Origin of the sequence: Luteibacter sp. Sphag1AF (genome assembly GCF_014192715.1) — a bacterium.
Taxonomy (GTDB): Bacteria; Pseudomonadota; Gammaproteobacteria; order Xanthomonadales; family Rhodanobacteraceae; genus Luteibacter.
Window position 1 is genome coordinate 1 of sequence record NZ_JACHYH010000006.1, and the last position, 12,291, is coordinate 12,291.

Annotated in this window: 6 protein-coding genes; 3 read left to right on the forward strand and 3 right to left on the reverse strand. The window is 62.6% G+C overall.

Translation table 11 applies throughout. The features are described from left to right. Together FHW69_RS14255 and FHW69_RS14260 are read right to left on the reverse strand one after the other, a co-directional pair. Positions 1–530 (reverse strand): hypothetical protein (locus tag FHW69_RS14255; RefSeq protein ID WP_183423765.1); only part of this gene is annotated, 530 nt, incomplete at its 3' end. Positions 531–739: 209 nt separating this feature from the next. Beyond that, complete coding sequence (locus FHW69_RS14260; RefSeq protein WP_183423766.1) at positions 740–1,207, reverse strand: hypothetical protein; 468 nt, start codon at positions 1,205–1,207, stop codon at positions 740–742. Between the two features lie 491 nt (positions 1,208–1,698). On the opposite strand from FHW69_RS14260, the gene FHW69_RS14265 reads away from it, so the two are divergent. Beyond that, positions 1,699–3,879, forward strand: coding sequence for a hypothetical protein (locus FHW69_RS14265; RefSeq protein WP_183423767.1), 2,181 nt, complete (start codon positions 1,699–1,701; stop codon positions 3,877–3,879). 71 nt (positions 3,880–3,950) lie between these two features. Here FHW69_RS14265 and FHW69_RS14270 read toward each other — a convergent pair whose 3' ends face one another. After that, the gene (locus FHW69_RS14270) at positions 3,951–6,545 is read right to left on the reverse strand and encodes an autotransporter outer membrane beta-barrel domain-containing protein (RefSeq protein ID WP_183423768.1); all 2,595 of its coding nucleotides are present in this window, start codon (positions 6,543–6,545) and stop codon (positions 3,951–3,953) included. Between the two features lie 337 nt (positions 6,546–6,882). Between FHW69_RS14270 and FHW69_RS14275 the strand changes: the two genes are divergently transcribed. Together FHW69_RS14275 and FHW69_RS14280 are read left to right on the forward strand one after the other, a co-directional pair. Then, complete coding sequence (locus FHW69_RS14275; protein ID WP_183423769.1) at positions 6,883–9,492, forward strand: hypothetical protein; 2,610 nt, start codon at positions 6,883–6,885, stop codon at positions 9,490–9,492. Positions 9,493–9,566: 74 nt separating this feature from the next. Continuing rightward, positions 9,567–12,152 (forward strand): hypothetical protein, encoded by a 2,586-nt coding sequence (locus FHW69_RS14280; RefSeq protein WP_183423770.1) that lies wholly within the window; start codon positions 9,567–9,569, stop codon positions 12,150–12,152. The last annotated feature ends 139 nt before the right edge of the window (positions 12,153–12,291 follow it).

Sequence of the window (12,291 nt, forward strand, 5' to 3'; positions counted from 1 at the left end):
ACCGTGCTGGCGTCGATGAAGGTCGGCACCACGATGGGCGCAAGCAGTTTGGGATTGTCGCTGCCACTGCCCGGATCGGGATCTCCGGGAATATCAACCTTCACCCGGATGGTGCTTGGGAAAGACGCCGTCTCCGTGCCCACCGCGTTGCGCTGGATGTAGTAGTACGTCTTCACGCCGTTGCCGTGCTGAAGAATGATCCGCCCGTCGATCTGCACATACACGAGGCCGGAGGTGGTCTCCTGAATCGTCACCACCCCCACCAGCTCCCCCGTCGAATCCCAGTACACGCTGACCGAATCGGCCGGCGCCAGGGGCGTGGTGAAGCGACCGGTCTGCACCAGGATCTTCGGATACTCACCGCTCAGGTGGGTGGCGTTGATGCCACCGAACGGCGCGACTTCCGGCATCGTGGGCGCGGGCCACTCCAGCGGTGACGGCGGTGCGGCCGGTGCGGTGAACACCAGTTTGGCCATGCCGTGCTCTGTGCCGGGCAAGGTGACGTGAGACGACTTGGGCAGGTCAGACATGGGCAGGCTCCTGACAGGGTCGCTACGCACCGCGCACTCACGCAAAAGGCGCGTATCAATAAGAAGGAAACATCAGCAAGCGCGCAGAGATGGCACCCGCGCAATGCACGGAGATGTCACTGCCACGATGCGTGACGTGCACACCACCGGAGCTTGCTATCTCCGGTGGTGCTGGCGTGATCGCAGGCCATTCGGCTGACTGCGCCCTGTCAAGGAAAGAGAAGGAAGTTGTCCAGAAACCCAAAGGGCCTGACCAGTTCCAGATAGGCAATCCTCTTTCCTTCAGGGGCCGTCAAAGTAATTTTTCCGCTTTCAAAATCACCTTCGATCAACACGGCGGCGAGCTGCTTGCCGTCGCTGTCAAACGCAGCTGCCATGGCTGGATCGGGGGTGGGGGTGGGCGGCAAGTGGAACAAGCCAAACTCCACCTGGCTGCACGTACTCTTGAATGCAAAGCGCAGCCTTGTGGCGCGCGGGAAACTGAAGGCTCCCGTCGAAAGGCAGAAGTTCTGGACAAATTCTTCGTTCATCCCCGGCACTTTAAAAATGGCCACTGCGCCATTGGCGGGGGTCAGCACGGATACCGTCAACAAGGGCGTCTCAAGCGGCTTTTCCACGTTGATGATGGTTGCGTCGTCAATACCTTTTTCAAAATCCTCAAGCGCGGGCTCAGACACGGGCAGGCTCCTGGCAGGGTCGCTACGCACCGCGCACTCACGCAACAGGCACGTACCGAGGAAAAGGAAACAGCGGCACGATCAGCGGTAACAATGCCATCACCACGGGTCGAACCCTGATCCTACTCAGCCCATCACATCGCGCCAGTCGGCCATCGGTTGTAGGCGCGGACAGGGCAGCCAAGCCCACCTCGCTGCGGCAACGCCATGCCAGCCGAGAACGGACACACTTCATGCCGGAGCGTCCAACCATGTGGCGCGCCTACAACCAACAGCCGACTGGTATGGCGTCATCACATGCGTAGCATCACGACGGCAGAGTGACGCGCAAGCCGTCACGTTGAATCCAACGCGATGTCGCTTCGCGCGCCTCACCATCCCGTGCGTTGCGCAACTTACATAGCGTGCCGCTTCACTCTGCCAACCCTCTTGATCGAGAGGTTCTCCCTAACTGGCTCGCCCTGTCGGCCAGACGATGACTGGAGCAACGCATGAATCCCACCAGTAAGGCTGCCACCGATTCAACCGCCGCCCCTACCGCGCCACCACCCGCCAAAGTCCGGTCGAGGCCCATCTACCGTCCGGGTGCACTGCTACGTGCCAACGCAAAGCAAGCCGGCAAAGCAAAGCGCGCCGGCAACGAGCCCCTCGTCGAGCTGCTGCCGGTATTTGGGCCAGAGTTCCTCGCTGTCGATCCACCGGAGGGGCCGCTTGGCGACAATCTCCTGAACAGCGATACCGCCACCATGGACATTCCTGTGGCCGTGCAGCTTCACGGCAGTGCAACGCCAGGCGACAGATACAACCTGCGCGTGAACAAAGTCCTGGTTGATCCGACATATGCCCTCACCCCGGCAGATGTCGCCCGGGGAACGATCACGCTGCCGTTGCCCGCTTCGCTGCGCGCCGACGAAGGCACGTACGATTTGGACATACAGTACTTGCCGCCTCGTGCTGGCACGCCAAGGTTTGGCCCGCCCACAACATTCATCGTCGACAAGACGCCGCCCGCCGGCGAACTGCGTCCCGGCGCCCCCGGCGGCTTTGACGGACGCCTGAACGATGGCCTCACGCAGGAGCTGCTTACTCAGCTTGGCGGCGTGATCGTCGCATCGCTTCCCGCCTACGGAAGCGGTGGCCCCGGGCAAATGGCGGCAGGCGACGAGGTGACTCCTTACGTGAACACCATCCCCGGCACGCCGTTCGTGATTACCGCGGCGCAGGCAGGCAGCAGTCCCAGCATCCTCATGGAATTTACCGAGGCGCAGATCAAGGCCGCAGGCGATGGTCCGGCGGACTTCTACTACACGGTGCGGGATCGCGCAGGATGGATCTCCAAGCCCTCGTTCCCCCACATGATCGACATATACCTCAATGCCTCCATTACGGACCTGGTGGCGCCCATCGTCCCTGCGTACACCAGCGGGCTGGTGATTCTGGAGGAGGAAGCACGCACCGGCGTACTGGTAACCATACCGGCACACGTCAAGGTGCTTGCGGGATATTCGGTGGTGGTCATCTGGAATGGCCGCCGGCAGCCGGCTGTGCGCGTCCAGGTCGACAACACTGCGTTTGACGTGGTGGTGCCCTATGCCGAGATCGTGTTGGGCAACGGCGGGCAGGACATCGCGAACTTCGATGTAATCTATGAAGTGCTGTCAAGCAACATTACCATCGGCACGTCGCCGCCCGCGCGGGTCCGGACCAACCTGGAACTGCCTGGCGGCGAAGATCCGGACACGGGCACGCCGTGGCACGACAACCTCCATCCTGCCGTCGTGCATGGCAACTCGGGCACAGCCAATGTCATCACCCCGGAAGATTCGTTGCTTCCGGCCATCATTACTATCCCGTTCGACGGTGTGGACAGTACGGCTGTGTTCAAGGCCGGTGACGAGATCGTCGTCCGCTGGAACATGACAGTCATCGCCGACACCAAGACTGTTACGGCGGCTGATGTCGCTGCCGGCGCGGACTTCCTCCTGACTATTACATCGGCCGAGATCCAGGCGGCCGGAAGCGACCCGGCACTGCCGGTGACCTATACCGTCAGGCGCCTGGTGCAACCGCCCACCGGCTACAACACCTCGTATTCGCCGGTGCAGCTGGTGAACGTGCAGAGCCTGGGCGACGTGCCCGGCGGCGGCGATCCGCTTCCGTTTGCGTTGTCTCTGGATGAGACTTATGACCTGGGCTTGGGTCCGGACTACCGCTTCGTGGACTGGTTCTACATTCCGGGCGGCATTCGCCTTGAATTGCCGCACTACGCCAACAAGGCGGTCGGCGACGTGATCACGGTTTACTACACTGCAACCGAAGTGGGGTTCCAGGACGACTGGCCGGGCATCGGCGGCCCGTTGCCGGGTCTTGAACTGACGCAGCCAGCAACGTTTACCGTGGGTCCCGACGAAGTCGACACGTCATCGTACTTCCAACTGCCCGAGTACTGCCTCAGGCCGTTGGTGACCCTGAAGTGCACGGGCACGATCAAGTGGAGCGCCAGGAATGCGCATGGCACCGCGAACTCGCTCGAAATGTATCTGTTCGTGGACAATCGGCCGGGCGGCCCAGGCTCAAGAAGCGGTGCATCGAAGGGCGATACCAAAGGGAAGTATCAGGGACTTCTGGAAGAGTTCGGCCGCATGCTGCGGAAACTGATTGCTAGCGACTAAGCATTCAGCACGTTGCACGCAGGAAGGGGCGCCATGGCGCCCCTTCCTTTTTCTCATCATGCGTCATGTCGTCAGAACGAATAACGCAGCCCCATGTTGGCCGACCAGCCGCGTGCACCGAAGCCGCCGAGCTGTCCCTGGTAGTTGCCTTCGCCATACAGCGAGAGGCGCGACGTGATCTTGCTGGTGATGCCCGCACCCACGCGATAGCCACTACCCGCCTTGCCCGAGGTGAACTGATCCTGCACACCCCACTGCGTGCTCGCCACGTTCACCTGCGTGTCGCCACCGAAGGTGCGGGTGAGGTCCACACGAAGGTAAGGCGCGAACTTCGGCGATTCGCTGTAGGTCAGGAGAGCACCCGCGCGGACAGAGGTCTGCGAGGTGTCGCCCAGCTTCACGTCCAGACCATCCACATCACGGAAGTTGTCGAAGCTCAGCGTCTGCTGCTGCACCTGCACCTGCGGCTCCAGTGTCCAGTTCGTGCCGATGGCAAACGGACGTCCGGCTTCCACCGAGATAATCCGTCCGCTCGCGCGGACTTTCGCCACGTCCGAACCGCGCAGGTCGGTGCTTATGTTGCCGCTGTAGCGCGAGCCACTGAGCACGCCGTCCACATACCAGCCATTGTCAGCCTGCCAGGTGATCCACGCGCTCACGCCATTGCTGGTGTAACGCGCACGGCTCGCACCATCGGCCGCTTTGGGCGTGACTCGCGTGGTGCCGTTGTCCAGCGCCCAGCCAGCGCGCAGCGTGCCGCTGTCGCCCACGGCTGCGAGGACGCTGCCACCGACCTGCAACGCATTGCTCTGCTGGTCGAAGTCGTAGCCGAAGTGGGTGAAGCCGACGTTCGACGTGTAACGCTGCTGGCCACCCAGAACACGCGCAAACACTTCGCCGCCAAGGCCATCGTCCGGCTTCGAGCCACGGATGTCGCCCAGACGCTGATGCAGCGAGTCGACCATCAGGTTGCCGTAGGACAGCAGGGCCGTGGGCGCCACGATGTACGAAGGCACCTGCGGCACCACTGCCGGGCGCTCGCCGGGCTCGGGGCCCGGACCCGGGCCCGCGCACGTACCGTCTTCCTCGCAGGGGTCCGGGCCAGGGCCGGGGCCAGGACCTTCGCCCTCGCCTTCGCCTTCGCAACCGTTCTCGCACACATACTTGTTGCCGATGCGGTAGTCCCAGTTGAGACCGCCGGTCAGCAGGTTCTGTGCCGGATCGGTTTCGCCCGGGCCGAACGCCTGCAACACGTACTGCCACGGACCTGCCGCGACATAGCCGCCACGCAGCGCAAACGCATCAGCGCGCGACGTTCCCGCAACCTGCACCAGCGAAATGCCTTCGTGGGCTTCGATGATGCCGTTCTCGTTCAGATCGGTAAGCGCACCCGCGCCGGTAGGCGTCACGTCGAGCAGCGTGGTGCCGGTCGTGGTGACATTGCCTTCGATCAGCAGACGGTCGGTATTCTGATTGGACAGCAGACCACCGCTGGAAAGCTCGGTATGCAGGCCAACCACGCCGCCGCTTCCGGCGAAGTCACCGGCAACGTTCAGCGCGCGATTCATGCCCGGTGCGAACTGTACCGTGCCGCCGTCCAGGCTGAGCGAGCTGATGGAGGTCGAATCAGTCAGGGTGAGTACCGAATTGCTGCCCACGCCAAGGTTGCGGACACCACTCAGCTGACCGGTCAGGGTCGCCGAATTCTGCAACGTAACGTCCGCGGTGCTGGTGGCGTCAGCCACGATGTTGCCGGACAGCGAGCTGTTGTCCACGGTGAAATTCGCGACGCTTCCGTTACTGACATCAAGCAGCGTGCCATTGCTGGCCACCAGCGAGGCACCGTTGGCGACCGAGATGGTTGCCGATACCGGCGAGTCGTTATCGTTGTAGCGGGTTACCAGGATGGCGCTGCCATCGCGGCCTTCCACGCGCGAGTTGTCGATGATGAGGTCGGTGTGCGTGAGATCGGTCGAATTGGGATCGGCCTCGATGGCAATACCGTCCGCGGCGCCGACCACGTTGCTTTGTGTCGTGATTGTGGTACTGCCGCCGCGCAGGAATGCGCCGTAGCCGGGCAGATTATTGGTGCCGCCGGTGGTGCCTTCCACGTAGGTGTTCGACAGATGGACCTGGGCACCCTTCGTGGTCTCGATGCCGCTTCCTGCGCCCACGATAGTGCTGTCGGCCACGGTTGCCGAGGCTGTGATCTGCGAGGCATCGGCAACGATGCTCTGCACGACCAGGGCAGCACGATCCGTCGAGGTCAGCGTCGAGTTGGTGATGGACGCACTGCTGTCTTCCAGGATCATGGCGGCATTGTTCGAGGCAGTGACATTGGCACCATTGAGCGTGGCGGTGCTGCCAGCAAACATCAGGACGCCATTCGCGCCAGTGATGGTGCCACCCGCGCTCATGTCCAGATGGGAGTCCTGCAACGTGGCTTCGCCGGTTGTGGTGAACTGCTCGTAGATCAGGGTTCCCTTGTTGACGACCAGGTAACTGCGGCCATTGCCGGCATACACGGACTGGCCGTCAATGACCTCGATGGCCGCCATGGCGGGACCGGCCACGGCACATGCCAGCGCAATGTGTGCTGAAAGCACAGCTTTGCGATATCGCTTGTCGCGCGGCAACGACCGCGCCTGGGTGTTGATGATGGACATATTGAAACTCTCCTGGGACGAAAAGGGGTCACTCCGGGGGAGTTGCGGCAAGCCGACCGCTCACGCGTCAACCGGAGGCTTCCGGTTGAGCACGTGTGAGTGCCCGTGGGTTGAAGATATTTCTCATTAAAACCCCGGGGACTCGTTGGCAAAATCGACGAAGTCCTAAATGGCGCCTACAACTGATGGCTGACTGGCGGGGGGCAAGGGGCTGAGTAGGATCAGGGTTCGACCCGCAGGTGATATCCGATCACCGCTGATCATTTCACTGCTTCCTATTTGATGCGTGCCTGTTGCATGCGTGCACGGTGCGTAGCAACCCTGCCAGGAGCCTGCCGTGTCTGACCTGTCCCCGTCGTCCCGCGTTGCCTCGCCTCTCTCCCATGGCGGCATCGCCAAGCTGAAGTTCGCCCGGCCGGCGGCTCCGCTGGCACCGCTTGCTGCGTGGCCCGCGCCCTCGATGCCCGAAGTCGATCCGTTTGGCGGCATCAATGCCAGTCATCTGAGTACCCCGTTTCCGAAGATCCTGGTGCAGACCGGGCACTTCACCACGCCTCTGGCGCCGCGCGACACGGTCAGCGTGTACTGGGATTCCAACGCCGAATTGATCGGCATCACCACGATTCAGGAAACCACTTCCGGCACCGTGTATGTGCAGGTGGATGGACGGGTGATCCGGCAACATGGGGAAGGCTGGCGAACCTATCACTACATCCAGCGCAATTTGGCTGGCACGGCCACGCCTTCGAACGTGTCCACCGTGCTGGTGAAGTTCCGCATCCCCGGCGAAGACGACGACGGCAACCCGACCCTGACCGCGCCTGTCGTCACGCCGACCGTGATTGGTGCAGGCACCCCGGTGACCGTCACCATTGACGCGTGGCAGAACGCCTTCGAGGAAGACCGGCTGATCCTTCTGTGGGGCGCGGTGTCCTATGAGGTCCCCGGGCCCTTCCCGGTGGATCAGCCGGTGACCTTTCCGCTGTCCGCCCACGTCATCGTCGAGGGCGGCAGCAATCCGGCGATGGAGGTGAGCTACGTGGTCGTGGATCAGGTGGGCAACTGGTCCCAGCGCTCGCCTGTGACCGTGGTGCACGTGCAGGCGGACAACGATCTGCTCCTGGCGCCCAAGGTGATCGAAGCGCCGAGCGGCGTGCTGGATCTGACCAAGCTCGATGGCGACGACGTCCATGTGCAAGTGGATACCGAACAGGCTGAACTCGCCATCGGCGACACCATCGTGCTGACCTGGAAAGGCATGACGGGTCAGGGCACGCAGCTGCCGTATACACCGGACGCGGAGGAGGTCACCGACGACGTCTTCATCATTTTCACCATCCCCCATGCGCGGGTGGCGCCGCTGGGTCCCGACGGCAGTGTGTCCCTGTACTACGAAGCGCGCACGAGTGAAGGCGCGCTGCGTTCCGCGCAACGCAACCTGACCGTCATCGGTGAGGCCGTGGTCCTTGAAGCACCGAGTGTTCGGGAAGCGCGCGACGGCGCACTGGATCCGGAATCCCTGGTGGATGGGCTGGCCCATCTGGACGTGGGACCGTATCCCCTGATGGCCATCGGTGACCAGGTCACCTATTACTGGACGGCCACGGGCCACGGCGGCGCCACGTGGTTCAAGACGGACTCCAGGGATGTGTCCGGTAACGACGTGATTCCTGCGCCCATCCCGCTCGTCTTTACCCTCACCCGGGCGGAAATCGAGCAGATCAAGGGCTATGCGGTGAGCGTGTATTACACCGTCAAGCACTTTGCCACCGGCCTCACATCCACGTCGCAACGGCTGGAGCTGCGCATCGGCGGCGTGATTACCCTGCCCCCACCCCTCGTGGATCACGTGGTCAACGGCTACCTGGACCCGTCCGCTGCACCCGATGGCACCAACATCCGCGTGCGCACCGACTACAGCGGCGCGGTGCATGGCGATTTCGCGCACGTGTTCTGGAATGCGCTGGAATCGTACACCAACATCCACGCCGTGGACCCCGCCAGGCCGGAGGTCGTCTCCCCGGTGGCCGCCAGGTACATCACCGACAACGCAGGTCGTGAGGTCACCGTCAGCTACACGATCAACCACGATGGCCAGCCCACCCGCCAGGGCGGCACCACCACCTTCGTGATTGGCACCGAAACGGTCCTGTTGCCGGCACCCAGCGTGCTGGAAGCCGGGGCGGGCAATACGCTGCCCGGCAATGCGGCCAAGGCGACCGTGCGCATCCCCGTAGGCGCTGCGCTGGCGGTGAACGATGTGGTCACCGTGCACTGGAAAGGCACGGCCGGTGCAGGCACTGCGAACGTGGCCAAAACGGTGACGACGCAAGCGGGCTCTTACATCGACCTGGACATCCTCGCCGCGGCCATCCTGCCGAATGCCGGCAAGGCGGTGAGTGTGACCTATTCGATCACGCGCGCCGCGTCTGGACGTCTGGATGGCCCATCACCTGAGTACGTGTTGAATGTGCAGTCGGTCGCGCCTGTTGTCGTCACAGAAACCTTCGAAGGTGTGCCCATCCATCAGTTCAACATGAGCACGCCGCTGAACCTGACATACTTCCGGCTTCGCGCTGTCAACAATGTGGGAAACATCGTCGAGACAGGGTCGCACTACGCGCCGATCGTTTCTGGAAGGGCGGTGCACGTTTCAACTCAAAACATAGTTGAAATGGCTTTCCATACACCATGCAAGACAGTGAGCATGGGCCTTCAGTCCAACTATGGTAGCGACGAACTGAAAATCGTTGCATACGATGACTCCGGCAGCGTGGCCGGCGGATCAGGCTGGCCACACAACGGCGTTGCGAAAACCGTCAGCTTCTCAGCCAGCGAGGGACGCAAGCTCGTGCGCATCACCGTACAGGGCGTATCCCCCGACATACCCGAGCCCTGGCCGGTGTTTCCGGAGCAGAGGTTTGACAACGTTTCCATCACTTACTGAATGGATGCGTGCCTATTGATACGCCCCGGTTGCATGAGTGACCGGTGCGTAGCAACCCCGCCAGGAGCCTGCCCATGTCTGACCTGTCTCCGTCGCCCCACCTCATCTCGCCCCGCTCAAAGGGCGGCATCGCCAAACTGAAGTACACCCCGCCGCTGGCACCACCGGCACCGCTCTTATGGCCCGCGCCCTCGATGCCCGAGGTTGACCCCTTCGGCGGCATCAATGCCAGTCATCTGAGTACCCCGTTTCCCAAGATCCTCGTGCAGACCGGTCGCTTCACCACACCCCTGGCACCGCGCGACACGGTCAGCGTGTACTGGGATTTCAACGCTGATCTGATCGGCGTTACCACGATCCAGGAAACCACGTCCGGCCTGGTGTTTGTGCAGGTGGATGGACGGCTGATCAGGGAGCATGGGGAGGGCTGGCGAACCTATCACTACATCCAGCGCAATTTGGGTGGCACGGCCACGGCTTCAGGCGTGGCCACCGTACTGGTGAAGTTCCGCATCCCCGGTGAAGACGACGCGGGCAACCTCACCCTGACCGCACCCTTCGTCACGCCGGCCGTGATTGGTGCCAGTACCCCGGTGACGGTCACCATTGATCCCTGGCAAAACGCCTTCGAGAAAGACCGGCTGATCCTGCTGTGGGGTGCGGTGTCCTATGAGGTGCCCGGGCCCTTCCCGGTGGATCAGCCCGTGACCTTTACGGTGCCCGCAAAGATCATCGCCGATGGTGGCAGCAACCCGGCGATGGAAGTGAGCTACCGGGTCGTGGATCAGGTGGGCAATTTGTCCCAGCGCTCGCCGGTGACCCTGGTGCACGTGCAGGCGGACAGCAATCTGCTCCTGGCGCCCAAGGTGATCGAAGCACCCGGCGGCGTGCTGGATCTGACCAAGCTCGATGGCGGCGACGTCCATGTGCAAGTGGATACCGAACAGGCCGGAATCGCCATCGGCGACACCATCGCGCTGACCTGGAAAGGCATGACGGGTCAGGGCACGGAGCTGCCGTATGTACCGAGCCCGCAGGAGTTCACCGGCGACATCTTCATGACTTTCACCATCCCCCATGCACGGGTGGCGCCGCTGGGTCCCGACGGCAGTGCGTCCCTGTACTACGAAGTGCGCACGAGTACAGGCACGCTGCGTTCCGCGCAGCGCAACCTGACCGTTATCGGTGAGGCCGTGGTCCTTGAAGCACCGAGTGTTCGGGAGGCGCTTGGCGGCGTGCTCGATCCGGAGAGTCTGACCGATGGCCTGGCCCATCTGGACGTGGGGCCGTATCCCCTGATGGCCATCGGCGACCAGGTCACTTATTACTGGACCGCCACGAGCCAAGGCGGCGCGACCTGGTTCAAGACGGACTCCAGGGACGTGTCTGGCAACGATGTAACGCCCGCTCCCAAACCGCTGGCATTCACCCTGACCCGGGCGGAAATCGAGCAGATCAAGGGCTATGCGGTGAGCGTGTATTACACCGTCAAGCCCTTTGCCACCGACCTGACATCGACGTCGAAACGGCTGGAGCTGCGCATCGCCGGGGTGATCACTCTGCCGCCGCCCATCGTGGATCACGTGGTCAACGGCTACCTGGACCCGGTCGCTGCACCCGATGGCACCAACATCCGCGTCCCTACCGACTACAGCGGTGCCGTGCGGGGGGATTTCGCCTACGTGTACTGGGATGCGCTGGAACCGTACAGCAACTTCCACGTCGTGGACCCCGCCAAGCCGGAGGTCGTCTCCCCGGTGGAGGTCCAGTACATCACCGCCAACCAGGGGCGTGAGGTCAAGGTCAGCTACACGATCAACCACGATGGCCAGCCCACCCGCCAGGGCGGCACCACCACCTTCGTGATTGGCACGGAAGCGGGCATCCTGCTACCGGCACCCAGCGTGCTGGAAGCCGGTGCGGGCAACACGCTGCCCGGCAATGCGGCCAAGGCGACCGTGCGCGTTCCGATGGGTGCGGCGCTGGCCGTGAATGACGTGGTCACCGTGCACTGGAAAGGCACGGCCGGTGCGGGCACCGCGAACGTGGCCAAGACGGTGACGACGCAAGCGGGCTCTTACATCGACATCGAGATCCTCGCTGCGGCCATCTTGCCGAATGCCGGCACGGCAGTGAGTGTGACCTATTCGATCACGCGCGCCGCATCTGGACGTCTGGATGGCCCGTCACCTGCGTACGTGTTGAATGTACAGTCGGTCGGGCCGGGCAACGGCACGGAAACCTTCGAAGGGGTGCCCCTCGGACGGTTCTTCGAGCTGCAGCTGACACACTTCAATATGATAGCCCACCAGGACCTTGGCCTGGGCGAAATTGTCAACGCGGGATCGAAATACGCGCCGCACATTTCCGGAAGGGCAGTACGCTTTAGTCGCAGCACCAACCTTGGAATATATCCCCACACACCATGCACGAAAGTGAGCGTAGGCATCCAGTGCAACGTTTACACCCTCACCTACTTAATCTATGCAGTCGATCAAAACGGGGACGCATTCGAATATTACAGGTGGCGCGGCGATGCGAGAACCATCACTCTCCAGGCCAGTGCGGGACGCAAGATTGTGAAAATCTTGTTTAATGGCGCGCCCCCTGAACAAGCGGATGCGGTCCACATGATTGACAACGTCACCCTCACTTATTGAGCCGCACGGCGCGTCGAAAGGAAGCCTCGCGCCCTGGCCGGCCCGGCCCGGAGCATTCCACAAAACATTCAGCCGGCCAGTGGTTCAGCAGTGCGAGAAGCGCATCTGCGCCTACAACCGATGGCTGACTGGCAGCGTG